The 26,789-nt window shown below is 71.0% G+C and carries 24 protein-coding genes and 3 pseudogenes; 16 read left to right on the forward strand and 11 right to left on the reverse strand.

Annotated features, from left to right (window positions below):
• Positions 1 to 288 precede the first annotated feature (288 nt).
• The 4 genes from VXC91_RS27545 to VXC91_RS27560 all read right to left on the reverse strand — a co-directional run bounded on the left by VXC91_RS27545 (position 289) and on the right by VXC91_RS27560 (position 4,280).
• Positions 289 to 495 carry a hypothetical protein gene (locus VXC91_RS27545; protein ID WP_329510035.1) on the reverse strand — a complete coding sequence of 69 codons (207 nt, stop codon included), beginning with the start codon at positions 493 to 495 and terminating at the stop codon, positions 289 to 291.
• Positions 482 to 733 carry a DUF6400 family protein gene (locus VXC91_RS27550; RefSeq protein WP_329510036.1) on the reverse strand — a complete coding sequence of 84 codons (252 nt, stop codon included), beginning with the start codon at positions 731 to 733 and terminating at the stop codon, positions 482 to 484. The genes VXC91_RS27545 and VXC91_RS27550 overlap by 14 nt, the downstream gene beginning before the upstream one ends.
• 339 nt (positions 734 to 1,072) lie before the next feature.
• Entirely contained in the window at positions 1,073 to 2,311 is a 1,239-nt protein-coding gene (locus VXC91_RS27555) for a SpoIIE family protein phosphatase (RefSeq protein WP_329510037.1), read from the reverse strand.
• A gap of 73 nt (positions 2,312 to 2,384) precedes the next feature.
• Complete coding sequence (locus VXC91_RS27560; RefSeq protein ID WP_329510057.1) at positions 2,385 to 4,280, reverse strand: ABC transporter ATP-binding protein; 1,896 nt, start codon at positions 4,278 to 4,280, stop codon at positions 2,385 to 2,387.
• Positions 4,281 to 4,463: 183 nt separating this feature from the next.
• On the opposite strand from VXC91_RS27560, the gene VXC91_RS27565 reads away from it, so the two are divergent.
• The 5 genes from VXC91_RS27565 to VXC91_RS27585 all read left to right on the forward strand — a co-directional run bounded on the left by VXC91_RS27565 (position 4,464) and on the right by VXC91_RS27585 (position 10,824).
• Positions 4,464 to 5,426 (forward strand): lysylphosphatidylglycerol synthase transmembrane domain-containing protein, encoded by a 963-nt coding sequence (locus VXC91_RS27565; RefSeq protein ID WP_329510038.1) that lies wholly within the window; start codon positions 4,464 to 4,466, stop codon positions 5,424 to 5,426.
• A 74-nt stretch (positions 5,427 to 5,500) separates the two neighbouring features.
• Positions 5,501 to 6,265, forward strand: a complete 765-nt coding sequence (locus VXC91_RS27570) for a crotonase/enoyl-CoA hydratase family protein (RefSeq protein WP_329510039.1) — start codon at positions 5,501 to 5,503, stop codon at positions 6,263 to 6,265.
• A gap of 322 nt (positions 6,266 to 6,587) precedes the next feature.
• Positions 6,588 to 7,685 carry a mechanosensitive ion channel family protein gene (locus tag VXC91_RS27575; protein ID WP_329510040.1) on the forward strand — a complete coding sequence of 366 codons (1,098 nt, stop codon included), beginning with the start codon at positions 6,588 to 6,590 and terminating at the stop codon, positions 7,683 to 7,685.
• 268 nt (positions 7,686 to 7,953) lie between these two features.
• A complete protein-coding gene (locus VXC91_RS27580; protein ID WP_329510041.1) occupies positions 7,954 to 10,173 on the forward strand; it encodes an NADP-dependent isocitrate dehydrogenase in 2,220 nt (739 codons plus the stop codon).
• A 141-nt stretch (positions 10,174 to 10,314) separates the two neighbouring features.
• Entirely contained in the window at positions 10,315 to 10,824 is a 510-nt protein-coding gene (locus VXC91_RS27585; RefSeq protein ID WP_329510042.1) for a MarR family winged helix-turn-helix transcriptional regulator, read from the forward strand.
• Positions 10,825 to 11,012: 188 nt separating this feature from the next.
• Here VXC91_RS27585 and VXC91_RS27590 read toward each other — a convergent pair whose 3' ends face one another.
• Together VXC91_RS27590 and VXC91_RS27595 are read right to left on the reverse strand one after the other, a co-directional pair.
• Positions 11,013 to 11,351: a GNAT family N-acetyltransferase gene (locus tag VXC91_RS27590; RefSeq protein WP_329510043.1), complete on the reverse strand. Its 339-nt coding sequence runs from the start codon at positions 11,349 to 11,351 to the stop codon at positions 11,013 to 11,015.
• Positions 11,352 to 11,373: 22 nt separating this feature from the next.
• The gene (locus tag VXC91_RS27595; RefSeq protein WP_408057487.1) at positions 11,374 to 12,363 is read right to left on the reverse strand and encodes a pirin family protein; all 990 of its coding nucleotides are present in this window, start codon (positions 12,361 to 12,363) and stop codon (positions 11,374 to 11,376) included.
• Between the two features lie 127 nt (positions 12,364 to 12,490).
• Between VXC91_RS27595 and VXC91_RS27600 the strand changes: the two genes are divergently transcribed.
• Both VXC91_RS27600 and VXC91_RS27605 read left to right on the forward strand, forming a co-directional pair.
• The gene (locus VXC91_RS27600; protein WP_329510044.1) at positions 12,491 to 12,979 is read left to right on the forward strand and encodes a carboxymuconolactone decarboxylase family protein; all 489 of its coding nucleotides are present in this window, start codon (positions 12,491 to 12,493) and stop codon (positions 12,977 to 12,979) included.
• 291 nt (positions 12,980 to 13,270) lie between these two features.
• On the forward strand, positions 13,271 to 14,467 hold the full coding sequence (locus tag VXC91_RS27605; RefSeq protein WP_329510045.1) for an MFS transporter: 1,197 nt from the start codon (positions 13,271 to 13,273) through the stop codon (positions 14,465 to 14,467).
• Here the strand turns inward: VXC91_RS27605 and VXC91_RS27610 are convergent.
• A complete protein-coding gene (locus VXC91_RS27610; protein ID WP_329510046.1) occupies positions 14,352 to 14,702 on the reverse strand; it encodes a DUF6510 family protein in 351 nt (116 codons plus the stop codon). The two genes, VXC91_RS27605 and VXC91_RS27610, sit on opposite strands and share 116 nt — an antisense overlap.
• Positions 14,703 to 15,055: 353 nt before the next feature.
• On the opposite strand from VXC91_RS27610, the gene VXC91_RS27615 reads away from it, so the two are divergent.
• A complete protein-coding gene (locus VXC91_RS27615; RefSeq protein WP_329510047.1) occupies positions 15,056 to 15,472 on the forward strand; it encodes a hypothetical protein in 417 nt (138 codons plus the stop codon).
• Positions 15,473 to 15,680: 208 nt separating this feature from the next.
• Positions 15,681 to 16,217 (forward strand): NUDIX hydrolase family protein, encoded by a 537-nt coding sequence (locus VXC91_RS27620; protein ID WP_329510048.1) that lies wholly within the window; start codon positions 15,681 to 15,683, stop codon positions 16,215 to 16,217.
• Positions 16,218 to 16,417: 200 nt separating this feature from the next.
• Here the strand turns inward: VXC91_RS27620 and VXC91_RS27625 are convergent, their stop codons facing one another.
• The 3 genes and pseudogenes from VXC91_RS27625 to VXC91_RS27635 all read right to left on the reverse strand — a co-directional run.
• Positions 16,418 to 17,734 carry an SGNH/GDSL hydrolase family protein gene (locus tag VXC91_RS27625; RefSeq protein WP_329510049.1) on the reverse strand — a complete coding sequence of 439 codons (1,317 nt, stop codon included), beginning with the start codon at positions 17,732 to 17,734 and terminating at the stop codon, positions 16,418 to 16,420.
• Between the two features lie 5 nt (positions 17,735 to 17,739).
• Positions 17,740 to 17,871, reverse strand: a pseudogene (locus tag VXC91_RS47470) (glycosyl hydrolase family 95 catalytic domain-containing protein); the annotation flags it as partial.
• Between the two features lie 166 nt (positions 17,872 to 18,037).
• A pseudogene (locus VXC91_RS27635) lies at positions 18,038 to 18,673 on the reverse strand (alpha-galactosidase D); the annotation flags it as partial.
• Between the two features lie 163 nt (positions 18,674 to 18,836).
• Between VXC91_RS27635 and VXC91_RS27640 the strand changes: the two are divergent.
• From VXC91_RS27640 to VXC91_RS27665, 6 genes and pseudogenes are all read left to right on the forward strand, one after another.
• Positions 18,837 to 19,988, forward strand: coding sequence for an NAD(P)/FAD-dependent oxidoreductase (locus VXC91_RS27640; RefSeq protein ID WP_329510050.1), 1,152 nt, complete (start codon positions 18,837 to 18,839; stop codon positions 19,986 to 19,988).
• The gene (locus tag VXC91_RS27645; RefSeq protein WP_329510051.1) at positions 19,985 to 20,284 is read left to right on the forward strand and encodes a (2Fe-2S)-binding protein; all 300 of its coding nucleotides are present in this window, start codon (positions 19,985 to 19,987) and stop codon (positions 20,282 to 20,284) included. Before VXC91_RS27640 ends, VXC91_RS27645 begins: the two co-directional genes overlap by 4 nt.
• A complete protein-coding gene (locus VXC91_RS27650; RefSeq protein WP_329510052.1) occupies positions 20,274 to 21,743 on the forward strand; it encodes an NAD(P)/FAD-dependent oxidoreductase in 1,470 nt (489 codons plus the stop codon). Before VXC91_RS27645 ends, VXC91_RS27650 begins: the two co-directional genes overlap by 11 nt.
• A complete protein-coding gene (locus tag VXC91_RS27655; RefSeq protein WP_329510053.1) occupies positions 21,740 to 22,636 on the forward strand; it encodes a dihydrodipicolinate synthase family protein in 897 nt (298 codons plus the stop codon). Before VXC91_RS27650 ends, VXC91_RS27655 begins: the two co-directional genes overlap by 4 nt.
• Before the next feature lie 169 nt (positions 22,637 to 22,805).
• A pseudogene (locus VXC91_RS27660) lies at positions 22,806 to 23,806 on the forward strand (proline racemase family protein).
• Between the two features lie 119 nt (positions 23,807 to 23,925).
• Positions 23,926 to 24,618, forward strand: a complete 693-nt coding sequence (locus VXC91_RS27665; protein ID WP_329510054.1) for a GntR family transcriptional regulator — start codon at positions 23,926 to 23,928, stop codon at positions 24,616 to 24,618.
• A gap of 120 nt (positions 24,619 to 24,738) precedes the next feature.
• Here the strand turns inward: VXC91_RS27665 and VXC91_RS27670 are convergent, their stop codons facing one another.
• Positions 24,739 to 25,437 carry a TetR/AcrR family transcriptional regulator gene (locus VXC91_RS27670; protein WP_329510055.1) on the reverse strand — a complete coding sequence of 233 codons (699 nt, stop codon included), beginning with the start codon at positions 25,435 to 25,437 and terminating at the stop codon, positions 24,739 to 24,741.
• A 173-nt stretch (positions 25,438 to 25,610) separates the two neighbouring features.
• Here VXC91_RS27670 and VXC91_RS27675 point away from each other — a divergent pair, with 173 nt between their 5' ends.
• Positions 25,611 to 26,615 (forward strand): helix-turn-helix domain-containing protein, encoded by a 1,005-nt coding sequence (locus tag VXC91_RS27675; protein WP_329510056.1) that lies wholly within the window; start codon positions 25,611 to 25,613, stop codon positions 26,613 to 26,615.
• Positions 26,616 to 26,789: the final 174 nt, after the last annotated feature.

Consider the following 26,789-nt stretch of genomic DNA (forward strand, 5'->3'; position numbering starts at 1 on the left):
CTTGGCGCAGTCGCAATCCTTGAAGGAGGACCCTATGCGGCGGGCGAGCTGTCGGGCCACGTGTCGAACGTTCCGAGCGCAAGCCAGCGATCAGACACCCGCTTCTACGCAGCGGGCGGGCGGTCAGCAAGCGGAGACTCGGCTGCGACACATGCTGACCGTTTGCCGACCCGAGGCGAGCCAACAGGGCCCTGACCTGCGCAAACGTCCAGATGCTAGATCTTGGACTTGAACATGGTGCGCAGCATCGAGAAACTCCCGGATGTAGGCTCCCTGCCTGCGTTATGATCAGGCGGCCGTGTCCTCGAACCAGATGTGGGTGCAGTTCGGGCACTGCAGATGGACCACGGGTCCGGAGTTGGACAGCAGATACCGCCAGTGGACATGGCAGGTGCGGCCGGCCAGGCAGTTCTCGCACTCCCGATGGTCCTGACAGTTCGGGCACGGGAGCCAGGCGCGGCGTGCCTTGTCGGCGTGGGGGTCAATCGGAAGCACGGCCCTGCCCGAGGTCGGGAGGCAGCACTCCGGCGGCCACGAGCCGCTCGTAGACCTGCTGCTGGTGGTCGTCGAGGCCGGAGTACAGCATCCGGTACGCCTCGTCCTCCGCCGCCATCGCCGCCACCGGGTCCCAATCGGGTTCCATCGCCGCGAAGAACTCCGTACGCCGACGCGCCTCGTCGGCGGTGAGATCCATCTCGAATATGTGATGGTCGGGGGTGCTCTCGTGGGCCATGAGCGGGCTTTCCTGAGGGAAATAGATGACTATTACACATTCCTAGCAGGGAACGCCCGATTTTCGAACAGGGTCGCCACGAGACTCTGGTCACGTAAGGGCAGGCGGTTCGTAGCGTCTGTCAGGGGCCCGACTCGCCCGGGACGAGCCTGCCTGGTCCTGTCAAGCACAAGGTCGCCGTCTGTCTGGAGGCAGCCCCCCAGCAGGTCGCCCTGGACCTGCCCGTCGACACCGTCGCCGAACTCGGCACCATCGGCAAGCAGCCGGCCGCGATCCGCCCGTCCTGACCTGGCCCGTTCCCCGACGACCAGGTCCGGGCAGGCAGCCGTCGGTGAGCCGTCACAGCCGGACGATCATCAGGGCGATGTCGTCGCGGGCCCCGCCCTCCACTCCGAGCTGCGTCAGCAGAGCGTCGGCCAGGCATTCCGGGGCGAGGGTGCAGTGACGGCCGAGCGCTTCGGTCAGCCGGGCCAGCCCGACTTCGATGTGCTCGCCACGGCGTTCGATCAACCCGTCGGTGTAGAGCACGAGCGTGTCACCGGCGGTGTAGGTCCGGCCGGCCTGCGGGCGGGGCACGTGCTGCGGCCGGGCGCCCAGCGGCGGGTCGGTCGCCTGGTCGAGCAGGTCGTACGACCCGTCCGGGTGGACGAGGACGGGTGGCAGGTGACCGGCGCTGCTATAGATGATCAGCTCGCTACGGGTGTCCACCATCGCCTTGACGGCAGTGGTGTTCAGCGCGCCCTCGACCGACCGGGCGTACAGGCCCAGCACCTCCAGAGCCTGGGCGGGCCGTTCCAGGGCACGGATGGCCGCGCTGAGCGCGCTGCGCAGCATGCCCATGACAGCAGCGGCCTCCAGACCGTGCCCCACGACGTCGCCGACCGCCACCGCAAAACGGGTGTCGGACAGGTCGATGAAGTCGTACCAGTCCCCGCACACGTTCAGGGAGCCGGTGGCGGGCAGGTAGCGCACCGCCACGTTCTGGTGCCGGGCGAGGTCGGGTGCCTGGAGCATGGCCTCCTGCAACGCCACGGCCACCTTTCGCTCACGGGTGTGCGCGAGCCGCAGCTCCTCGTTCAGCCGCTGCAGCTCGCGCGCCCTGGCGTACAGCTCGGCCTCCAGGGCCTCGCGCTCGCTGTGCTGGTTGGGCAGGGGCCAGCCACCCCTGATATGGGTCTGGATGTAGGAGGTCACGTCCTCCACTCGGTGGATGATCCAGACCACGCTCCCGTCCGGACCGAAGATCGGCGTGTTGATCGGGGACCACCAGCGCTCCTCGAACGCGCCGGGATGGTTCACGCTCGGGATGTCGTACTTCTGCGGCGCCATCGTGTCGGGACGCCGGGAGATCAGAACCCGGTGCAGCGACGCGCTCAGATTCTGCACTCCGTCGGCGTCGGGGTCGTCCGGGTTGTCGGGGAAGGCTTCGAAGATGTGCTGCCCGATGAGGTTGTCCCGGGTCCGCCTGGTCGCGTCCAGGTAGGCCTGGTTGACCTCGACGATGGTCAGGTCGGGGGCCAGCACGAGGTAGGGGCTCGGTGTGGCGGCGAACAGTGCCGCGTAGTCCATCCCTGACATCGTCACCGTCTCCCTGGACCGCTCCCTCCCCACCTTCACGCTACGGTCCGGCCTGCTCAGACGCCCACCGCAACTACGCCACGGCCTCCGGCTCCGAGTCGGGCTCCCGGACCACCGCCTTGTCGAACTGTGTCCGGTACAGCTCCGCGTATCGCCCTCCCACGGCCAGAAGCTCCTCGTGCGTGCCCCGCTCTGCGATGCGGCCCCCCTCGACGACGAGGATCATGTCGGCGGCCCGCACGGTGGACAGGCGGTGGGCGATGACGACGGCGGTACGGCCCTCCAGCGCCTCCGTCAGCGCCTCCTGGACGGCCGCCTCCGAGGTGTTGTCGAGATGGGCGGTGGCCTCGTCGAGGATGACCACGCGCTGCCGTGCCAGCAGCAGGCGGGCGATGGTCAGCCGCTGGCGTTCGCCGCCGGACAGGCGGTACCCGCGCTCACCGACGACCGTGTCGAGACCGTCGGGCAGGGACCGTACGAGGTCGTCGAGGCGGGCCCGGCACAGCGCGTTCCACAGGTCGTCCTCGGTCGCGTCAGTCCGGGCGAGGAGCAGGTTGGCCCGCACGGTGTCGTGGAACAGGTGGCCGTCCTGGGTGACCATGCCGAGAGTCTCGCGCAGTGAGTCCGCGCTCAGGTCCCGGACGTCGACCCCGCCCACTCGGACGGCGCCCTCGTCGACGTCGTACAGCCGCGGGAGCAGCGCGGCGATGGTGGACTTGCCGGCGCCGGAGGAGCCCACGAGCGCGACCGTCCGCCCGGGTTCGGCGCGGAACGACACCCCGTGCAGGATCTCCGTCCCGCCCCGCGTGTCCAGGGCCGCCACCTCCTCCAGCGAGGCGAGGGAGACCTTGTCGGCGCTGGGGTACCCGAAGCGGACGTTCTCGAACTCCACCGCCACCGGCCCCTCGGGGACCCTTCGCGCGTCGGGCCGCTCCTCGATCAGCGGCTTCAGGTCGAGTACCTCGAAGACACGCTCGAAGCTGACCAGTGCGCTCATGACCTCGACACGTGCGCCCGCGAGGGAGGTGAGGGGCGCGTAGAGCCGGGTGAGCAGCAGAGCGAGCGAGACGACGGCTCCCGCCTCCAGGGTGCCGCGCAGGGCGAACCAGCCGCCCAGTCCGTACACGAGGGCGAGCGCCAGGGCGGAGACCAGTGTGAGCGCAGTGATGAACGCGGACTGCGCCATGGCCGTACGCACACCGATGTCCCGCACCCGCCGGGCCCGCGCCGCGAACTCGGTGGACTCCTCTCCCGGGCGCCCGAAGAGCTTCACGAGCGTGGCGCCGGGGGCGGAGAAGCGTTCGGTCATCCGGGTGCCCATCGCCGCGTTGAGGTCGGCGGCCTCGCGCTGGAGCTTCGCCATGCGGCTGCCCGTCCGCCGCGCGGGCACCACGAAGACCGGCAGCAGCGCCAGTGCGAGCAGGGTGATCTGCCAGGACAGGGTCAGCATCACGGCGAGTGTGAGCAGCAGCGTGACCAGGTTGCCGACGACTCCCGACAGAGTGTTGCTGAAGGCACGCTGCGCACCGATGACGTCGTTGTTGAGACGACTGACGAGCGCGCCCGTACGCGTACGCGTGAAGAACGCGACCGGCATGCGCTGCACATGATCGAACACAGCCGTGCGCAGATCGAGGATCAGCCCTTCCCCCAGCGAGGCCGACAGCCAGCGCCCGAGGAGTCCCAGCGCCGCCTCGGCGAGCGCGATGACGGCGATGAGCAACGACAGTCGTACGACCGTCCCTCCGTCGCCGTGCGACACGATCGCGTCGACGACACGTCCGGCAAGGACCGGCGTCGCGACGGCGAGCAGCGCGGTCACCACGCTGACCACGACGAACTGCGCGATTCGGCGGCGGTGCGGACGGGCGAACGCGCCGATGCGGCGCAGCGTGCCGCGGTCGAAGGGGCGGCGCTCCCGCTGCGCGGTCATGACGCTGTGCAGTTGTTGCCAGGCGGTGGTCTCCATACTCATGTGACCGACGTTAGAACCTCGAGCCATGTCGAGGTCAACGCGCGGCGTGCGGGGGCTTCCGGCTCCCGCGGGAGGGCGGCCCCGCACCTTCGCGCATCCGTGCCTTGCCCAGCACGTCAACCGCCGTCCCCACGCTCGCAACCTCACGTTGGTGCGGCCCGGAAAACCTCTGCCGATGTGACTGCCATACGTCTCCCGCAGGGACTCCCCAGACGTGTTCCGGTCCGCCCGGTCCTGTGCCTGCTCCCCCTCGTCCTCGTTCTCGTGGTCGCGGTACGGCACCGGTCCGTGCTCGCGGCGGGCTTCGCCCAGCTGGCTTCGGCCGAGTGGCCGTGGCTGCTGGCCGCCGCCGGAGCGACCTGTCTGACCTGGGTCGCTGCCGCCTTCACACGGCAGGGCGCGGTGGTGCAGCGACTGCCCGTGCGCCGGCTGCTCGCCACGCAGTTCGCGGCGGGCGCGGCCAACCACCTCCTGCCGACCGGGCTCGGCGCGAGCGCGGTCAACCTGCGTTTCATGGCGGTGTGCGGGGTGCCGCTGGCCAGCTCGTCCGCGGCGGTCGCGCTGTATCTGCTCGCCGAGTCGATCACCCGGACCGGTCTGCTGCTGGCCCTGTTGGTCGCCTTCCCGAACGCCCTCCGCCTCGGCACCTTCGTGCCCGCCCCGGCGGTGGGGCCGCTGCTGCTCGCCGTGATCGGGGCGGTGTGCGTCGCGACCACCGTGGTCCTCGTCGTACGGAAGCTGCGCACCGCCGTGTTCTCCTTCCTGCGCACGGCGCTCGGCGAGGCACGCACGGTGCACACCCGTCCCGCCCGCGCACTCGCCCTGTGGGGCGGCTCGCTGGCCTTCCCCGCGCTGCAGGCGGCGGGACTCGCCGCGGTGGGGCGGGCGTTGGAGCTCCCGGTACCTCCGGCGCACATGGCCGTCGCCTACCTGGCGGCGACCATCGCCGTCGCTGCCGTGCCCACCCCGGGCGGCATCGGCTCGGTGGAAGCGGCGCTGATCGTCGCCCTGGTGGCGGCGGGCGGCCCGGCGGCCCTGGCGACCGCGGTGGTCCTTGCGTACCGCATCATCACGGTGTGGCTGCCCCTGCTTCCCGGGGCGTTGACCCTGGGTGCGCTGGTGCGGCTGAAGGTGATCTGACACCGGACAGCCACCGTACTCCCGGGTAACCTCGGCGGGGCCAGTCCTCTCCTCCGTGTGAAAGGGACAGCCCGATGCCGGTCCGGATCGAACGTCAGGGATACGTCACCACCGTCGTCCTCTCCCGCCCCGAGGCCCGCAACGCGGTGGACGGCCCCACCGCCGCCGCGCTGGCCGCCGCCTTCCGGGAGTTCGAGGCGGACGCGTCCGCGCGGGTCGCGGTGCTGTGGGGCGAGGGCGGCACGTTCTGCGCGGGCGCCGACCTCAAGGCGGTCGGGACCGAGCGCGGCAACCGGGTGGCTCAGGACGGCGACGGCCCGATGGGGCCGACCCGGCTGAGGCTGTCCAAGCCGGTGATCGCGGCGGTCGCCGGGCACGCGGTGGCCGGTGGTCTGGAACTGGCCCTCTGGTGCGATCTGCGGATCGCCGAGGAGGACGCGGTGTTCGGGGTCTTCTGCCGCCGCTGGGGCGTACCGCTCGTCGACGGCGGGACGGTGCGGCTGCCGCGGCTGATCGGCACCAGCCGGGCGATGGACATGATCCTCACCGGCCGTCCCGTGCCGGCGGGAGAGGCACAGGAGATGGGACTCGCCAACCGTGTCGTGCCGACGGGCCGCTCCCGCGCCGAGGCCGAGGAACTGGCCGCCGAGATCGCCCGCTTCCCGCAGGCCTGCCTGCGCGGCGACCGCGCCTCCGTCCTCGATCAGGAGGGCCTGGACGAGGCGGCGGCCATCCGGGGCGAACTGCGCTACGGCATGGACGTACTGGCGGAGGGCCTGGAGGGAGCGGCCCGCTTCGCCGCGGGGGCCGGGCGGCACGGGTCGTTCGCGGACAGCTGACCGCGACGCATCACTCGGCGAGCGGCCCGTCCGCTCCACGAAACCGATCCCCGCGGCCCCTGCGCGTCGGCGGGCCGAAGTGTCTGAGCGCACGTCAGTGGCGGCTTCGGATCGGCCCGGTGACGGTCGGCCACCCGCATACGGCAGGATGAACCTTCGTTCCGGACGGTGCACACCCGTCCGGGCGTGATCATGCATCCCGTCTGCACGCCGTCGTGCATCCGTGAGCACACAGGCGTGCGGTCCGTATTCGAGCAGGTGGCAAGGTGACGACTCTTCATGACCGGCCCTCGGGCACCCACTCCGGCGCGGGAGGTGACCGGTGAACCGCGCGCTCACCCTCGACGACCTGGTACTCGCCGGAATCGCCCTCGCCGCGGGTGTGGTGACGGCGATTCTGCTGCGCATCGTGCTGCGCTGGCTGGGCGGGCACGCGCGACGCACCAGGTGGAGCGGCGACGACGTGATCGTGGACGCCCTGCGCACACTGGTGCCGTGGGCGGCGATCGCCGGCGGCGCGGCCTCCGCTGCGGCGCTGCTGCCGCTCACGCGGACGGTGCAGCACCACGTCGAGCAGACCCTGAGCGTGCTCCTCATCTTCGTCGCGACGGGGACGGCCGCCAGGGTGATCGCCGGCCTGGTGCGGTCGGTCACCCAGTCCCGGTCCGGGGTCGCCGCATCGGCCACGATCTTCGTCAACATCACCCGGGTCGTGGTACTGGCCATGGGCTTCCTGGTGATGCTGCAGACACTGGGCATCTCCATCGCGCCCCTGCTCACCGCCCTGGGCGTGGGCGGTCTGGCGGTCGCGCTCGCCCTCCAGGACACCCTCGCGAACCTCTTCGCGGGCATCCACATCCTCGCCTCGAAGACCGTCCAGCCCGGCGACTACATCCGGCTGAGCAGCGGTGAGGAGGGCTATGTCGTCGACATCAACTGGCGCCAGACGACCGTGCGCCAGCTCTCCAACAACCTGGTCGTCATCCCCAACGGACAGCTGGCGAAGACGAACATGATCAACTACACACGCCCCGAGCAGCAGTTGACCGTCCTGGTGCAGGTGGGCGTCGGCTACGACTGCGACCTGGAGCACGTGGAGAAGGTCACCACCGAGGTCGTCGCCGAGGTGATGACCGAGATCACCGGCGCGATCCCCGACCATGAACCAGCCGTACGCTTCCACACGTTCGGCGACTCCCGGATCGGCTTCACGGTCATCCTGGGCGTCGGCGAGTTCAGCGACCAGTACCGCATCAAGCACGAGTTCATCAAGCGCCTGCACCAGCGGTACCGGGCCGAGGGCATCCGCATCCCGGCACCAACCCGGACGGTGGCTCTCCAGCAGGGCTCGGTCGTCATACCGCAGCCTCGCTCCGGCGACGACATGGTGATCCCGCAGGGCGGCGCCGACCCTCTGTGACGGCATCCGGTGCACGGCCCCGGTGGCCCGCGGCCGGCAGTCGAGCCGTACGAAAGCCGCGCGGTCCGGTGGGCGCGCCGGGAGCCGGCGGCACTCGTCCGGGGCCGAGGCTCGGGCCGACGGGGCGGGGCCGCGGTGTGCGGGCCCGCCCCGTCCCCGGTGGAACACCGGGGACGGGGCGTCCGCGGCGCGGACCCCTGTCGAGCCGGGCTCGCTCACGAGATATCTTGATGTCGAGCAATGTTGCAGACGTGGAGCGGAGCACCCGGTGACTGACTCGACCATCATCTACACACACACTGACGAGGCCCCGGCCCTGGCGACGTATTCCTTCCTGCCGGTGGTCCAGGCGTACGCCTCGCAAGCGGGTGTCACTGTGGAGACCCGTGACATCTCCCTGGCCGGGCGCATCCTCGCGGCCTTCCCCGAGTACCTGACCGAGGACCAGCGGATCGGCGACCACCTGGCGGAGCTCGGTGAGCTGGCCAAGACCCCGGCGGCCAACATCATCAAGCTGCCGAACGTCTCGGCGTCCGTCCCGCAGCTGAAGGCCGTCGTCGCCGAGCTGCAGAGTCACGGCTACGCGCTGCCGGACTACCTGGACGAGCCGAAGACCGACGAGGAGCGGGAGATCCGCGCCCGTTACGACAAGGCCAAGGGCTCCGCCGTGAACCCGGTCCTGCGTGAGGGCAACTCCGACCGCCGCGCCCCCGCCTCGGTGAAGAACTACGCCAAGACCCACCCGCACCGCATGGGCGCCTGGACCTCCGAGTCCAAGACGAACGTGGCGACCATGGACGTGGACGACTTCCGCTCGACCGAGAAGTCCGCGGTGATCTCCGAGGCCGGTTCGCTGCGCATCGAGCTCAAGGGCGACGACGGGTCCACCACCGTGCTGCGCGAGTCCGTACCGGTCCTCGAGGGCGAGGTCGTGGACGCCTCCGTGATGCGCGTCGCCGCGCTCCGCGAGTTCCTGACCGCCCAGGTCGCCCGCGCCAAGGAGGAGGGCGTTCTGTTCTCCGTGCACCTGAAGGCCACGATGATGAAGGTCTCCGACCCGATCATCTTCGGCCACGTGGTGCGCGCCTTCTTCCCGAAGACGTTCGCGAAGTACGGCGAGACGTTCGCCGCGGCCGGTCTGACCCCGAACGACGGTCTGGGCGGCATCTTCAAGGGCCTCGAGAGCCTGCCCAACGGTGACGAGATCAAGGCCTCCTTCGACGCCGAGCTCGCCGAGGGCCCGGAGCTGGCGATGGTCGACTCCGACAAGGGCATCACCAACCTGCACGTTCCCTCCGACGTCATCGTCGACGCGTCCATGCCGGCCATGATCCGCACCTCCGGCCACATGTGGGGCCCGGACGGCCAGGAGCACGACACCCTCGCGGTCCTGCCGGACTCCAGCTACTCCGGCGTCTACCAGGCCGTGATCGACGACTGCCGCGCCAACGGTGCCTACGACCCGGCGACCATGGGTTCCGTCCCGAACGTCGGCCTCATGGCGCAGAAGGCCGAGGAGTACGGCAGCCACGACAAGACCTTCGAGATCCCGACCACCGGCACGGTCCGCCTGGTCGACCAGACGGGCAACGTCGTCCTGGAGCAGACCGTCTCCGCCGGAGACATCTTCCGCGCCTGCCAGGCCAAGGACGCCCCGATCAAGGACTGGGTGAAGCTGGCCGTCAACCGGGCCCGCGCCACCGGCGACCCGGCCGTGTTCTGGCTGGACGAGACCCGCGCGCACGACGCCAACCTGATCGCCAAGGTCGGACAGTACCTGCAGGAGCACGACACCGCGGGCCTGGACATCCGCATCCTGTCCCCGGTCGAGGCCACCAAACTGTCCGTGGAGCGCATCCGCCGCGGCGAGGACACCATCTCCGTCACCGGCAACGTGCTCCGTGACTACCTCACGGACCTGTTCCCGATCCTGGAGCTGGGCACCAGCGCCAAGATGCTGTCGGTCGTCCCGCTGATGGCGGGCGGCGGACTCTTCGAGACGGGCGCCGGCGGCTCCGCCCCGAAGCACGTCCAGCAGCTGGTCAAGGAGAACTACCTGCGCTGGGACTCGCTCGGTGAGTTCTTCGCGCTCGTGCCGTCCTTCGAGCAGTACGCGAAGACCACCGGCAACCGGCGTGCGCAGGTCCTCGCCGACACCCTCGACCGCGCCACGGCGACGTTCCTCAACGAGGACAAGTCCCCGACCCGTCGCGTCGGCGGCATCGACAACCGCGGCAGCCACTTCTACCTGTCCCTGTACTGGGCGCAGGAGCTGGCCAGGCAGACCGACGACGGGGAGCTGGCCAAGGCGTTCGCCCCGCTCGCCGAGACGCTCGCCGCCGACGAGCAGAAGATCGTCGAGGAGCTGATCGCCGTCCAGGGCAAGCCGGCCGACATCGGCGGCTACTACCAGCCCGACCCGGCCAAGGCCGCTGCGGTCATGCGCCCGTCGGCGACCTGGAACGACGCGCTGGCCTCCCTCGCGTAAGCGGCAGCCTTCAGCGTGAGAGCCGTCCCGGCCGGATCCGATCCGGCCGGGACGGTCGCGTTTCAGTGAGATGCGGTGGTTCGCTCCGAAGCCGAACGCCACCTGTCATCCCATTCTGGACGACCAGTAGACTCGGGGACCATGGCCGATTCACCCGACCCCGCCGACCAGTCCGCATGCGACCGGACGGGCGAGAGCGGGCTGCTGCCGGCCGAACTGCGGGCCTGGATGCAGCTGCTGGCCGCAGCCGGGGCCATCGAGCAGCAACTGCGCTCCCAGGTCAAGGAGTCCCTCGGCGTATCACACGACGAGTTCCTGGTGCTGTGCCTGCTGGCCGACCAGCCCGGCGCGGCCCTGCGGATGTCGCAGATCGCCGAGTTGCTGGGCCGGCCCAAGACACGCCTCACCTATCAGATCGCCTGTCTGCACCACGCCGACCTCGTCACTCGGCGCTCGGTGTGCGGCGACAAGCGCGGCATCGAGGTCGCCCTCACCGACAAGGCCCGGCGGTTGCTGCGCGAGACCTCGCCGACGCTGGCGGAGACGGTCACCGGGGCCGTCCAGCACATGGTCGACCACCAGCAGTGCGAGACGCTGCGCGGGCTGCTGCCGGACGCGACAAAGACCGCGAGGTCCGACGCGGCCGTATAGGCGTGCGCCCGCCCCGGCCCACGACCGGCAGCCGTTCATCGGTGCTCGGCGGACCAGGGTGGCACGGGGTTCGGTGAGCAAAATCGAGGGTGTCGGTCCGTCCCGGGCCGCCGATCCGCCTCTGCCCGGTTGATTGCGGATCGACCCGGCCTCTCGGACCCTCAGGGCCCTGTCCGACCTTCGCGCGGTCAGCCCAACTGCGTTTCCAGCCACTCCAGGACGTCGGGGGTGACGGGGTCGGCGATGTCGGCGAACTCCTTGTGCCTGCCGAGGAACTTGGCGACGTAGGGGCAGACGGGCACGGCACGCTTGCCGGACGCCCGGACGTCGGTCAGCGCCTCCTGGACCAGGCGCGAGGCCAGGCCTTGCCCGGCAAAGGCGTCGTCTACCACGGTGTGGTAGAAGACGCGTTGGTCGCCGCGGTCGCGGTAGGCGGTCAGACCGGCGCGCTTGCCGTCGACCAGGATCTCGTAACGGTGCTTGGCATCGACGCGCTCGACGGTCGGAGCGGCGGACGGCTGGGTCATGTAAGTGCCTTTCAGCTGTAGGTCAGCGTCGCGGTGGGTTCCTGCGCGGCATGATGACGGCGTTCGGCAGGGCAGGAGCGGGAAGGCGGTCGCCCGGGTATCCCTCGACCGCGCCGAAGCGGTCGGAGGAGTTCTGCCAGTCCTCGCGGGCGCGGGCGATGTCATCATGGCTACGGCCGATGAAATTCCACCACATGACGATCTCCTCCCCGAAGGGGGTTCCTCCGAGGAGCACCGTCCTGGCCCTGTCGTGAGACTCATTGACCAGCGTCAACGAGTCGGTGCCCGTGGGCGCGTAGCCCAGCTCCGCCGGGCCGAGCAGAGTGTCGGCCATACGGACGCGGCCGTGGTCGACGAGGAGGCCGTGCTCGAAGGCGGGGTCGACGCCGAGCGTGACCGTCGCTTCCGGCTCGAGGACGATCTCGGCCCCCAGCAGGGGCGTGAAGGTGCGCACCGGCGAGTCATGTCCGGCGAGGGACCCGAGGAAGACCCTGAGTTCGGCCCCGTCGAGCCGCACGGACTCGGGTACGTAGTGCTGGAAGTCCCGTTCGGCGTGCCGGTGTTCCTCAGGCAGCGCCACCCATAGCTGCACGCCGTGCAGGACCGTGGTCCCCGGCGTCGAGACCTCCGAGTGACAGATGCCGTAACCGCCGGTCATGAGGTTCAGCTCGCCGGGTCGCACGAAGGCGCGGCTGCCCAGGCTGTCGCGGTGCTCGATCTCGCCGCTGAAGAGCCAGCTCACCGTCTGCAGTCCGGTGTGCGGATGCGGCGCGACGTCCATGCCGCCCGTCGCGGCGACGTCGTCGGGACCGTAGTGATCGGCGAAACACCAGGCGCCGATCAGGGTGCGGGCGCGCTGGGGCAGCGTGCGCCGCACGGTCATCGCTCGCGGGCCGCCCAGCGGCACATTACGCGGGGTGAGCACCTCGACTTCCGGCACCTTCGACTCCCGCCGGTCGTCCACCGTCGCTCCGCAGCACACTTCGACCGACTCCGCCTCGATGTTGCTCACCGGACACCGCCCTCCACCCACCTGATTATTTTACTTTCAACAAGTATATCGTGATCATAGGACAATCATTCGACCGGATTGCCACGAAACAGCCGACCCGGAGCGGCGACCCCGAAGGAGTCCCAGGTTGAGCAACGACACGACCCAGCCCCCAGGCCCGCGGATCTTCATCGACAAGCAGAGTCCGAAGGCCTATCACGCCCTGATCCAGACGTCCGAGGCGGTACGTGCGACCGTCGCCGACACAGGGCTCGACCGTACCCTCGTGGAGCTGATCAATCTTCGGGTGTCGCAGCTCAACAGCTGCGCCTACTGCCTCGACCTCCACACCAGGGCCGCCCTGCGCGGGGGCGAGACCACCCAGCGGCTGGGTGTGCTGGCGGCCTGGCGCGACACCGCGGTGTTCACACCGGAGGAACGCGCGGCGCTCGGCCTGGCGGAGGCGGTCACCGACCTGTCCGACGCCGCCGATCAGGAGTCCGCCTACGCCGCGGCCCGCGATGTGCTCACCGACGACCAGGTCTCCGCCGTGATCTGGGCGGCGATCACCATCAACGCGTTCAACCGCGTCTCGATCCTGAGCAAGCACCCGGTGCGGGCAACCGGTCAGCAGTGACCCTTCGCCGGTTGAGCCTTCGTCCCGGCCGGGGCGGGGCCGTCCGGAGCCTGTGGCCATCTCTGTGAGAGATGACCATCATCAAGAACCATCACCGCGGATGAGGAAGCACGGCGCGGCGCCGGACGGTTATGTCCCCGTGAGTGCGGCGACGAAACCGCACGACCGTCCCAGGCAGTCATGCCTCGCCGGGCCCCCCGGCCCCACTCCAGAACAGGGGTCCCCGTGCCTCACTCATCCGTTCTGCGAGCCGCACGCAGAAAAAGGACCAGCGCAGAACCCGCTCACGGCGTGCCGGGCTGGCTGATAGCGCTGCTGGCCGTCGCCTCTGGCATGTCGGTCGCCAACCTGTACTACGCGCAGCCCCTGCTCTCCTCGCTGCGCGACGTCTTCCATGTCAGCGCGGCCACCGCAGGCATGCTGATCACGCTCACCCAGGTCGGCTATGTGATCGGCATGCTCTTCCTGGTCCCTCTCGGCGACCGGCTCGAGAAGCGCACCCTCATCACCGCACTGCTGATCGTCACGACGCTCGCCCTGGTGGCGGCCGGCCTCGCGACCGGGTTCTTCATGCTGCTGGCCGCCTCGCTGATCAGCGGTGCCACCTCGGTCGTCGCCCAGATCCTGGTCCCCTTCGCCGCCGGTCTCGCCACCGACCACACGCGCGGCCGGATCGTGGGCCGGGTGATGAGCGGCCTGCTCACCGGCATCCTGCTGTCCCGGACGGTCAGCAGCCTGGTCTCCGACATCGCCGGCTGGCGCGTGGTCTACCTCGGTTCAGCCGTCCTGATGGCTCTGCTGGCCCTGGCCCTGCGGGCAGCCCTGCCACAGCACGCGCCCACCACGACCGTGCCCTACGCCCAGGTGCTGCGCTCCACCTTCACGCTGGTGCGCACCCACCGCGTACTGGTGCGCCGCAGTCTGTACCAGGCGGCGATGTTCGGTGCCTTCAGCGCCTTCTGGACCACCGTCTCCTTTCTGCTCACCGGCCCGCACTTCCACTACTCACCGATCGGCGTCGGCCTGTTCGCCCTCGTCGGAGCGGCCGGTGCGGCCGTCGCCCCGCTCGCCGGACGCTGGGCCGACCGAGGGCTGACCCGCCCCGTGACCGGCATCGCGTTCGGCGCCGCCGCACCGGCCTTCGCCGTCGCCGGCCTCGCCGGGCACAGCATCGTGCTGATCGGCCTGGCCGCCGTCGTCCTGGACATGGCCGTGCAGACCACCCTCATCCTCGGCCAGCACACCATCTACCAGCTCGACCCGCACGCCCGGGCACGGCTCAACTCCGCGTTCATCGCCACCTTCTTCGTCGGCGGCGCCCTCGGATCCCAGCTCGGCTCGATCGCCTACCGCGACTGCGGCTGGGGCGCGGTCAGTCTCCTGGGCACGGCCCTTCCGGTCCTCGCGCTCCTGTACTGGACCACCGAGCGCCGCGCCGGCGGCTCGGGGAAGGGCTCTGCCGGCACCAAGGTCGACGCGGGCGGGTGAGCCGGTCCACCTCCCCGCCGCCCCGGTCCCAGGCTCCGGGCCGCCGGCTGCCAGGCGTGCTGAAGCGGAACGCGCCGGAGCCGCCGCCCTCTGTGGGCCAGATGTGGTCCCTCTCCCGGACCAGCCGGAGAGCGATGCACGCGCACCCCTGGCAGCGGGCGGTCAGGCCGGGCTCGGGCCCGTAGACATGAAGCCCGGCGAGCGGTCCGACCAGGCGCACTCCGGGCAACGCCACCAGCCGTGGCGGGCTCCACAGCCAGGATCTCGGACAGCGGCCCGGCGAGGCGGTCGCCGTCGAGGTGGAAGGTGTCGTCTGCCATGGGAACCTCCCGAGGCACAGGGTGTCGGGTCATCCGAAGCGTTCGGTGCGGATGACGGCCCGATCTCGCCCCGGATCGGTCAGCAGGTCGCCGACGGCCTCGACAATGCGGGTGGGCCCGGTGGACAGGGCTGACGGGTTGCAGACGGGCCAAAGGACCCCCGGGCACATCGGCGGGACCATAGGTGCACCTTCGCGCACGATGTCGCGCGTTCGGGCGAAAGCGGCCTCGGCGGATCAGCGCGGGATCCAGTGGGTACCCCCCAAGTGTGGAGTCGTTCCCGCGCGCCGCCCAGCTGGACGCCCTCACCGGCCTTCTTGACGAGGCGGTCGCCCTTCAGATCATGACGGACCGCGCCGTGGCCGCCTGCGGCGAGCCGGGGCCCGTGCCCGGCCAGACCGCCCGTGACTGCCACCGGCAGAGCGTCGCCCTGCACCGGCTGCTCGGACGCCTGCGGAACATCCCGGTCACGGACCTCGACCTCGTCGAGGTGCAGCGCCGCGCGGCCAGGCTGCTCGTCTGCCAGCAATGGATGGTTCGCCAGGCCGTGAACCTTGCCTTCACCGCGCAACCGGACCCGCGAATCGAGGCGGCACGACTCGGCCTGAACGGCCTGGGCCGCCCGGCGGACGACCTGCTCCGGCTGCGCGACGCCCTGCGGAGCCAGGCACCGACGAGGCCGTGACCGGCGCGCCGCCGCCCGCCGTACGCCTCGGACAGTCCGGAGATCGCGCCGGCGGCAGGCCGTCGACCCCGTCCGCGCCCATGACTACTCCGCTGACCGATACCGTTCGGCGGCCGTTTGTGGGCCGGGAGGATTCCCGTCCGTGTGACTTGCGTCTGACCTGGAGCGACACGCGGACAAGGCGAGTTGTTGACCGTACGATCGGGCAATGCCTGACACGACCGAAACCACGCCCGGCTGGCTGACTCCCGACGAAATCGAGTCGGCGCGTGCCCGCATGCCGATCCTGTACGTGGAAGCCGTGCCCGTGCGCGTAGACGACAGCGGTGAAGTCACCAGCATCGGACTACTGCTGCGGATCGGGCCCGACGGGACCGTCAGCCGCACGCTCGTCTCCGGGCGGGTCCTGCACCACGAACGGGTCCGCGACGCCCTTCTGCGCCACCTGGAGAAGGACCTCGGGCCGGTGGCGCTGCCCCTCGTCCCGCCCTCGTTGCAGCCCTTCACCGTCGCCGAGTACTTCCCGACACAGGGGATCACCCCGTTCCACGACCCCCGTCAGCACGCGGTGGCCCTCGCCTACATCGTCCCGGTGACCGGCGACTGCCGCCCGCGCCAGGACGCGCTCGACCTCGTGTGGTTCAGCCCGCAGGAAGCCGCTTCGGCCGTGGTCCAGAACGACATGCCCGGCGGCCAGGGCGTCCTGCTCAGGCAGGCCCTCGCGCACGTCGGCTGCCTGCCCTGAACGTCGCGTCCGGCCCGGTGCCTCACTCTCGGCGGCGCCGGGCCGACGACAGCATCTCGCTGAACGGGTTCACCGGCCGCTCCAGGCGCTCTCCGTCCACCACGAGGTCGACCGCCTCGTTGGAGAAGGCGGCGAATCCCCTGATGGTGGCGACTGGCAGCGGAGCCCGACAGCTCCGGGAAGTCCGGGGGGGAACGCCGTCATGAGTCGAACTCCTTCACGGTCCCGGGTGTCCGCCAGGCTCTCGGCGTAGGCACCCGGGCCGCCCGGGTGCCTACGCTGCACGACGCCCAGCCGTGCCCGCTGCTCCGACGCCAGGCGCGGCAGTCGAGGCTCGTGAGGTCGACCGCGTCGGCCATCGCCTGCATGCCCTCGTCATTGGGGTGCAGATGGTCGCCGCCGTCGAAGAACGGCATGATCCGTTCGGGGTCGTAGGGACTGCGCAGGATCCGGTCGAAGTCGGTGACCCCGTCGAACTCCCCGCTGTCCCTGATGAACGCGTTGACCTCCTGTCGTACGGCCTCCGCCGCCGGGTCCCACTCCGGCCAGCCCTTGAAGGGCGCGACGGTGGCTCCGACGACGCACTTCCCGGCGGCATGGACGCGGGCGACGATCTCCCGGTAGCCCGCGATCATGTCCTGGGCCGTGGCACCGGTGTGGGCCTTGATGTCGTTGACGCCCTCGAAGAGAAAGACGGTGCGGACACCGGGATGGGAGAGGACGTCCCGGTCCAGCCGGTTCAGGGCGCTCTGGCCGGCGCCGTCCGCGAGGACCTTGTTGCCGGAGATCCCCTCGTCGGCCACTCCCTTGACCGCGGTGTCCGCCTTCTGGAGCCGCCGGGCGAGGTGGTCGGGCCACCGCCGGTCGGCGTCGGACGTGGACGCCCAGCCGTCCGTGATGGAGTCTCCGAGAGCGACCACAGCGCCCGTGGCCGCGCCTGTCCGCACGGTGACGGCGTCGAGGTAGAACCAGGAACCGGTCGTCCCCGTCCAGCCGGCCGCGTCCTCCTCGGCGGTGTGATCGCCCTGGGTGATGTACGACGTCTGCACCGCCATCCCGTGCCCGGTCGCGGGACCTGCCGCGTCCGTCGAGTGCAGGCTGATGACCAGGTCGGTCGCGGCGGGCAGCCTGCCGGGCAGCGGGTCGCTGTACGCGGTGGCACCCGCCGGCACGGTCACAGGGCGCGCGCCGCCGAAGGTCAGTCGCCGGTTGCTGCCGCGGACCAGCTCGGCACCCTGCCGGCGGAGGCCGGCGTAGACGCTGTCGAAGGTCACCGGGCGGTCACCGAAGGCGTTGGAGAGCCGGACACGCAGATCGTCCCCGGCCACGCTGGTGTGCACCACCAGCCGGTAGCTCCGGTCGGCGACGGCGTCGCCCACACGATCGGCGCTCGCTCCCCAGGTGATCACATCGTGCCGGCTCCCGGACGCATGCGCCGCCACGGGCGCCGTCTGCAGGGACGCGGCGATCAGCACCACCGCGAACAGACGGCGCACGCGTACGAGCCGGGCACTCACCGGCCGAAGTCCTTCACGCCGGCATCCAGCCACAGCCCCTGGAGGCCCATCGGGAGGCTGCCGCGCGACCCGGCGATCATCAGATAGCGGCCGAACTGCAGGGAGACAGCCTCGAGTTCGGGGTCCGGGGCGCCGTTCAGGCGGGAACCTCCATCGATCTCCGGTGACGAGGCCGGCCGCCGGGGCGCCGCGGTGGCGGGGAAGGTCGCGAGCGCTCCGGTCGCGGCGGCGAGGGCGAGCAGGCTGCGTCTGGACGGCCGGTCGAACGGGTCAAAGGACATGTCGGGCTCCGTAAGGGCTCGGTCAGGAGGACGTCGTCGGTACGTCGATCCGGTCGATGTCCGGGGCGTAGCCGGACTCGCCGCTGTCGAAGGTGATCGCGTCGGCACCCGCCTTGAGAGTGAGGGGACGCCGACCGTTTCGACGGTTCCCCAGTTGCCGGTGGAGGGGAACTTGTGCGTGGCCGTTGCCGTTGACGGAGGCCGCGGCCGAGCGGGCGTCACCGCTGACGTAGGCGATCTTCACCGTGTAGGTGCCGGCCTTGCCGACCACGATGTCGTTGAAGCGCAACGTGCCACCGAGGTAGCGGTTGCCGACCTTGTGGGCGCCTGAGCAGTCGGCGACGGAGGCGTTGCCGCCGAGCGTGTTGCCCGGTGCCTCGGCCTCGTAGGCGGTCCTGGTGACCGCACCGCCACGCGGGGTGACCGTGAACAGCCGGGAACCGTGGGCGGGGAGCGCCTCGGTCACCTTGTTCTTGTATGTACCGAGGTTCTCATGGTTCCACAGGTCGCGGACCGAGGCCTTGCCGGTGAAGCCGAGGGATGCCCGGTCGGCGGTGACGGCGGCGGGCGCGTCGCCCGGGTTGAACAGGGCGACGGTGTAGCTGCCGTCGGCGTTCTTGGCCGCCCGCACCTGCTCGGCGTCAGCAGGGGTGACGGGAGGCTTCGTCCCGTTCGGGAAGCGGACCGGATCGGGCGTCTGCCGGTTGAGGTTTTGCTGTCAGGCGTCCATGTCTTTCAAATGTCGGCCCGTCCAGGGGAGTTGACGGGCGATGCAGGGCCGCTCTTGCCCTTCCCGTTGAGCCATGTGACATAGTACTGACGTGAGCGAGCCACTGAGCTGCGACGTCGTGATCGTGGGAGCCGGGATGGTGGGCGCGGCCTGCGCCCTGTACGCCGCCCGGGCCGGTCTGGACGTCGCGCTCGTGGACCGCGGCCCCGTGGCCGGCGGCACGACGGGCGCGGGCGAGGGGAATCTGCTCGTCTCCGACAAGGGGCCCGGACCGGAACTCGAACTGGCCCTGCTCTCCTCGAGGTTGTGGGACGAACTGGCCGGGGAACTGGGCCGGGCGATCGAATACGAACCCAAGGGCGGAGTGGTCGTCGCACCGACCCCCGAAGGACTCACGGCGCTCAAGGACCTCGCGGCCGGACAGCGGGCCGCAGGGGTCGAGGCGGTGGACGTCCCCGCCGACCGGCTGCCCGACCTCGAACCGCACCTGGTCCCCGGACTCACGGGCGGAGTGCTGTACCCGCAGGACTCGCAGGTGATGCCGGCCCTCGCCGCCGCCCGTCTCGTGCGGGCCTCGCGCGCCCGACTACTGACCGGACGGGCGGTGACCGGCGTGCTGCGCACACGTCAGGGGGCCGTGCGCGGGGTGCGCACCGACCAGGGCGACCTCCACGCGCCGGCTGTCGTGAACGCGGCCGGCACCTGGGGCGGCGACGTCGCCGCGCTGGCGGGAGTCACTCTGCCCGTACTCCCTCGCCGCGGATTCGTCCTCGTCACCGAGCCGTTGCCGCCGCTCGTACGGCACAAGGTGTACGCCGCCGACTATGTCGCCGATGTGGCCAGCGACTCGGCGGCCCTCCAGACCTCCCCGGTCGTCGAGGGCACGGCCGCCGGCCCGGTCCTGATCGGTGCCAGCCGTGAACGGGTCGGATTCGACCGGTCGTTCTCCCTGCCGGTGGCGCGGGCGCTGGCGGCGGGGGCGACCCGGCTCTTCCCGTACCTCGGGCGGGTGCGGGCCATGCGCACCTATCTGGGCTTCCGGCCCTACATGCCGGACCATCTGCCCGCCGTCGGCCCTGATCCACGGGTGCCTGGGCTCTACCACGCCTGCGGCCACGAAGGGGCCGGGATCGGGCTCTCCACCGGCACCGGGCACCTGATCGCGCAACTGCTCTGCGGCGGGGAGCCGGAACTCGACCTCGCCCCCTTCCGGCCGGATCGTTTCGAACAGGAGGCCGCTTGAACCCCCTTGAGCTGACCCGCGCCAGGCCCGAACCCGCCTTCACGGTCACCTTCGACGGCCGTGAGGTGGAGGCGCTGCCCGGCTGGACCGTCGCGGCGGCACTGTGGGCCGCAGGCATCACCTCCTGGCGCACCACCCGGCGAGACGGCCGGCCACGCGGGATCTTCTGCGGCATCGGCGTCTGCTTCGACTGTCTCGTGACCGTCAACGACCGGCCGAACCAGCGCGCTTGCCTTGTGCCGGTGCGGCCCGGCGATGTGATCCGCACCCAGGAGGGGACGGGGCATGCGGACTGACCTGGTCGTGATCGGCGCCGGCCCGGCCGGGCTCGCCGCCTCGCTCGCGGCGGCCACGCGGGGCGTACGCGTCGTACTCGTCGACGCTGCACCCGCGGCGGGCGGGCAGTTCTACCGGCAGCCCGCCCCCGGTCTCGGCGCCCGCCGCCCGGGAGCCCTGCACCATCAGTGGCGCACCTGGACCCGGCTGCGTGAAGGCCTCGACCGGCACATCGCCACCGGCCGCATCACACACCTGCCGGACCATCATGTCTGGAGCGTCGAAAAGGCGAGCGGATGCCTCACCGTGCATGCGCTGTCGGGGCCGGAGCAGGAGCAGCCGGTCACCGTGCGCGCCGCCGCCGTGCTTCTGGCCACCGGCGGCTACGAGCGGGTGCTGCCCTTCCCCGGCTGGACCCTGCCCGGCGTCCTCACCGCCGGCGGCGCGCAGGCCATGCTCAAGGGCACGCTCGTGGTGCCGGGCCGCAGGGCGGTGGTGGCCGGCACGGGACCTCTGCTGCTGCCGGTGGCGGCCGGACTCGCAGCGGCGGGTGTCGCCGTCGCCGCGCTCGTGGAGTCCGCGGGCCCCGGGGGCTTCGCCCGGCATGCGGGAGCCCTCGCCGCCCAGCCCGGCAAGGCCGTCGAGGCGGCGCTGTACGCCGCCCGACTCCTCAGGCACGGGGTGAGGATCCTGCCCCGGCACACGGTGGTGGCGGCCCATGGCGACGACCGGGTCGAGGAGGTGACCGTCGCCGCACTGGACTCCGGCGGACGCCCGCGGCCCGGCACCGCTCGCCGCATCCCCTGCGACACCCTGGCCGTCGGGCACGGCATGCTGCCGCACACCGATCTCGCGGACGCTCTCGGCTGCCGGATCGACGGGGTGGTGGGCGTGGCCGTCGACGACGAACAGCGCGCGGATGTCCCCGGTGTGTGGGCCGCGGGCGAAACCACCGGCATCGGGGGTGCGGCACTCGCCCTCGCCGAGGGGCACATCGCCGGGCGCTCGATCGCCGCCCGGCTCTCCGGCGCCGCGCCGGATCCACAGGAGTGGGAGCGTGCAGCCCAGAGCCGGGCGGCCCTTCGGAGGTTCTTCAGCGTGCTCGACCGCCTCTGTACGCCGCCCGTCCACTGGACCGAGCAGGTCACCGACGACACCGTCGTGTGCCGCTGCGAGGAGGTGCGTGCCGGGACGGTGAGGGAGGCCGTCGAACAGTTGGGCGCCGGCGACCTGCGCACCGTCAAACTGCTCACCCGGGCGGGGATGGGCTGGTGCCAGGGCCGGATGTGCGCTCCCGGGATCGCCGGGATCACCGGGTGCCCGCAGACGGCGTCGCGCAGCCCGTTCGCCCGTCCGGTGCCGCTGGGCGTACTGGCCCGGGAGCCGCAGAACGACCCCCGGAGCCCCGTTGAGTCACCTGCCGAGGAAAACGTTCGCCAGTACAATGTCACACATCATCGAGGTGGGGATCGCCCATGACCGTCCCGCAGCACCGCCCCTGGCGCGGCGTCCTCGTCGCCACCGCACTCCCGCTCACCGACCACCTGGCCGTCGACCACGCCAGGTTCGCCGACCACTGCACCTGGCTGGTGGAGAACGGCTGTGACGGAGTCGTGCCGAACGGCTCGCTCGGCGAGTACCAGGTGCTCACTCCCGAGGAGCGCGCCAAGGTCGTGGAGATCGCCGTGTCCGCACTGGGCGGGGATCGGGTGATGCCCGGCGTCTCCGCGTACGGGGCGGCCGAGGCCCGCCGCTGGGCCGAGCAGGCGCGGGACGCCGGCTGCGCCTCGGTTCTGCTGCTTCCGCCGAACGCCTACCGCGCCGACGAGCGTTCCGTTCTCGCCCACTACGCGGAGGTGGCGAAGGCGGGCCTGCCGGTCGTGGCGTACAACAACCCCATCGACACCAAGGTCGACCTCGTCCCGGAGCTGCTCGCCAAGCTGCACGGCGAGGGCTTCATCCAGGGGGTCAAGGAGTTCTCCGGCGACCCGCGGCGCGCCTACCGGATCGCCGAACTCGCCCCGGAGCTGGACCTGTTGATCGGTGCCGACGATGTCCTGCTGGAGCTCGCGGTCGCGGGCGCCAAGGGCTGGGTGGCCGGCTACCCCAACGCCCTGCCCCGGGCCTCGGTGCGGTTGTACCGCGCCGCGGTCGCCGGCGACCTCGACACCGCGCTGTCGCTCTACCGGCAGCTGCATCCGCTGCTGCGCTGGGACTCCCGGGTGGAGTTCGTGCAGGCGATCAAGCTGTCGATGGATGCCGTCGGCCGGTACGGCGGCCCCGTGCGCCCGCCGCGCGTCCCGCTGCTGCCGGAGCACGAGGCCGCGGTCCGCGCCGCGACGGAGAAGGCCGTGGCCGCGGGCCTGGCGTGAACGATCACCGTGAACCGAGGCATCGGGCCTGCGTCGCGCGAGCATGGGAGTCCCGTGCCCGCGCGGCGCCGAGCAGGAGGCGCGAAGGCCCGAAGACTCGAGCACGGCCGGTCTCTCGACACAGGCCGGGGCGCCGCGGAGGCGAAACGAGCGTCACGAATGGAGGGCCATGCGCAGCAAACTCGTCCTGCACGCCGTCGACTCCCACACCGAGGGCATGCCGACCCGCGTGATCACCGGTGGAATCGGCACGATCCCGGGCACGACCATGAACGAACGTCGCCTGTGGTTCCGTGAACACAGGGACGACGTCAAGCGGTTGCTCATGAACGAGCCGCGCGGCCACGCGGCGATGAGCGGCGCGATCCTCCAGCCGTCCAGCCGCCCCGACTGCGACTGGGGGGTCGTCTACATCGAGGTCTCCGGCTGTCTGCCGATGTGCGGGCACGGCACGATCGGCGTGGCGACCGTGCTCGTCGAGACGGGCATGGTCGAGGTCGTCGAGCCGGTCACCACGATCCGCCTGGACACCCCTGCGGGACCGGTCGTCGCCGAGGTCGCGGTGGAAGGCGGCGCCGCGAAGGCGATCACCCTCAGAAACGTGCCGTCCTTCTCGGTCGGCCTCGACCGCAAGGCCACCCTGCCGGACGGGCGGACGGTGACGTACGACCTCGCGTACGGCGGCAACTTCTACGCGATCCTGCCGCTGGAGGAGTTCGGGCTGCCCTTCGACCGCTCCCGCAAGGACGACATCCTCGCGGCGGGGTTGTCGTTGATGGACGCCATCAACGCGGAGGAGGAGCCCGTCCACCCCGGGGACCCGACGATCCGAGGCTGTCACCACGTCCATCTGTACGCGCCGGGGGCCACCGCCCGTCTGTCCCGGCACGCGATGGTCATCCACCCCGGCTGGTTCGACCGCTCCCCGTGCGGCACCGGCACCAGCGCCCGCATGGCCCAGCTGCACGCCGCGGCGAACTCCCCTTGCACACCGAGTTCGTGAACGAGTCCTTCATCGGTACCCGCTTCACCGGCCGGCTGCTCGGCACGACCCGGGTCGGCGACGTCCCCGCGGTACTGCCCAGCTTCACCGGGCGGGCGTGGGTGACCGGAACCGCTCAGTACCTTCTGGACCCGGAAGACCCCTTCCCGGCGGGGTTCGTGCTGTAGCGGCACACTGCCGCGCATACGCACGGGATACTGGTGGTGCGTGACATTGCACCCGCTCCTCGACGGATCGGTGCGATGTCAGGCCCGCCACACCGCATGTGCCCGTTCAAGGAGACCCCATGGCCGTCCCGCGCCCCAGCTCGCCTTCCGCCGCTCCCGCGCTGCCCACGCTCGGCGGCAAGAAGAGCAGCTACCGCGAGCGGGTCGCCGACGCCCTACGGGCCGCGTTGATCGCGGGCGAGCTGCGTCCCGGCGAGGTGTACTCCGCGCCGACGCTCGCCGCCCGCTTCGGCGTCTCGGCGACGCCGGTGCGCGAAGCCATGCTCGACCTGGTGAAGGAGGGTCTGGTCGACACCGTCCCGAACAAGGGCTTCCGGGTCACTGACGTCTCCGAGCAGCAGCTCGACGACTACACCCATCTCCGCTCCCTCATCGAGATTCCCACCACCATGGAGCTGGCCGGGACCGCCGACCGGGTCTCGCTGGAGGCGCTGCGACCGGCCGCACGGGAGATCGTCAGTGCGGCGGCCGCCGGGGATCTGATCGCGTATGTCGAGGCCGACACCCGCTTCCACCTCGGCCTCCTCGCTCTCGCGGGCAACGCGCACCTCGTCGAGGTCGTCGGCGATCTGCGCAAGCGGTCCCGCCTGTACGGGCTGACCGCCCTGTCCGAGGCCGGCCGGCTGCTCGCCTCCGCCCAGGAGCACCTGGAGCTTCTCGATGCACTGCTGGAGAGGGACGAGGAGGCGGTACGGAAGGTGATGACCCGCCACCTCGGTCATGTGCGAGGCATGTGGGCGGCCCACGACTGAGCGCCGGGTGTACGGGCTCGAGGCCGCCTCGCGAACGTCCCGCAGCTTGCCCGCGCTTCGGGGGCGTCGCGAGCCGGTGAACCTTTCCGGTCGCCGCAGTACGTGCCCCCGAACCTCACCTCAGTCGGACGGGCCGGCGGCGGGGATCCGCTCCAGCCACTGCTCCAGCAGGGCCGACTCGGCAGAGGTGAAAGGGTCGGGGGTGAGCTCGTCCAGCGAGGCGAGCAGGGTGGAGGCGGCGGCCGCCCGGGCGTCACGGGCCGAGGTGTCCGCGACCCGGTCGACCAGGACGGCACGGTGAATCGCGTCGCGGACGAGCGTGGACAGGCCGACGTCCGGATACAGAGCGGGCCGGGTGATCAGCGCGAGCGCGACTCCGGTGTTGGCCGACATGACCATGCGGGCCGCGTCATCGGCCGGGACCCGGAGACGGCCCTGCGCGGCGAGTCGTTCGAGGACCTCTCGCAGAATGCGCATGGCCTCACGCGCCGCTTCGGGCGCGGAGCGCAGAGCCGGGGCGAACATCAGCTTGTAGGCGTTGGGGTGGGCCAGCGCAAAGGCGGTGTGACTGTCCCATCCGGCGCGCAGGTCCTCCAGTGGGTCGACGGACTTCTCGGCGGCTCTCTTGGCACCGAGGTATTGGTCCCAGACATGATCGACCGTGGCCGCGAGCAGCCCGTCCTTGTCGCCGAACAGGCGGTACAGCACAGGCTGCTGCACCCCCGCCGCCTCGCACACCGCGCGGGTGGACACATCGCCGCTCGGGGACCGCGCCAGCAGATCGGCCGCGGCCTCGATCATCGCCTGTCTCGTGTCCATGCGGTCGACGATAACAGTCCACGTAATCAATGACAGCGAAGTTGCCGTAGCGATGGTACTAGGTGGCGCCGCAGCCGCGCAGGACCGCGGTCGGTCCTGCTCACCTCCGCATCTCGCGCCGCATGGAGTACGGTGGCCAACCGTTGAAAGCCGGAGGTCTCGGGGAGGGCGCCGTGACGCTGGAGGCGGCTGGGGTCTCGGATGTCGAGGAGTCCGTGTACCGGGTGCTGGTCACCACGGGCCGGGCGACCGCCGTCGACGTCGCCCGCAGGACCGGGCTGAACGAGGCCGAGTCCGCCCGGGTCCTGTACATGCTGACCTCCAAGGGGCTGGCGAACCACACCGACGGGCTGCCCCGGTACTTCCGGGCCACTCCCCCCGATGTGGCGCTGCTGCCCCGGCTGAAGCGCAGCGCGGACGCGCTGGACCTGGCCCGGGCGGAGGCCACCAGTCTCCTCGAGGTCTACCGGGACACCGTGCGCAGGCAGGACGCCGGTCATCTGATCGAGGTCATCACCGGCGCGGAGGCGCTGCGCCAGCATCTGCGGCAGATCCAGGCGAGTGCGCACGACGAGATGCTCTGGTTCTGCAAGGCTCAGTACGTGGCCATGCCCTCCGGCAGCAACACCGCGGAGTTCGAGGCCCTGGAGCGCGGGGTGCAGTACCGCGTGGTGTACGAGAAGGCCTTCTTCGACGACGAAGGCGCCATGGACAACGTCGTGGCGGGCGTGCGCGCCGGGGAGATCGCCCGCGCCGTACCGCATCTGCCGCTGCGCCTCGCGATCGCGGACCGCTCGATCGCGATCTTCCCGCTTGTGCCCGGGGGCCCGAACGGCAGCCCGGAGGAACCCACTACCGCGCTGGTACGCGACGGCAACCTGCTGGCCGCCCTGATCGCCCTCTTCGAACGCTACTGGGAGGACGCCGTGCCGCTGGGCGTCGACGACACGGGCGAGGTGTCCGGAGCGGACGATTCGAGCGGACCGGCCCCGCTCTCCCCCACCGACCGGTGGCTGCTCGCCCTCCTGGTGGCCGGGGTGACCGACAAGGCGATCGCGACCCAGATGGCGTTGAGCCGGCGCACCGTCCAGCGCCGTATCCAGCACATGATGGAACTCGCGGGCGCCGCCACCCGCATGCAACTCGCCTGGCACGCGGCACGTCGCGGCTGGCTGTGAACCCGGCGCTCCACCGTGTGCCGCCCGCCGCGGCGTTTCCCCTCCGGCATCCCGAGACTCCCCGGCGGCGTCGTCCGCCGGGCCTGTCGCGGCACCGTGGATGCCTGCTGGCCGCACACGCGCAAGAGGCCATCCGAAGATGGCCTCTTCCCTGCGGCGATGTAGTCCTGCACC

Source organism: Streptomyces chiangmaiensis (assembly GCF_036281785.1).
GTDB lineage: Bacteria > Actinomycetota > Actinomycetes > Streptomycetales > Streptomycetaceae > Streptomyces > Streptomyces chiangmaiensis.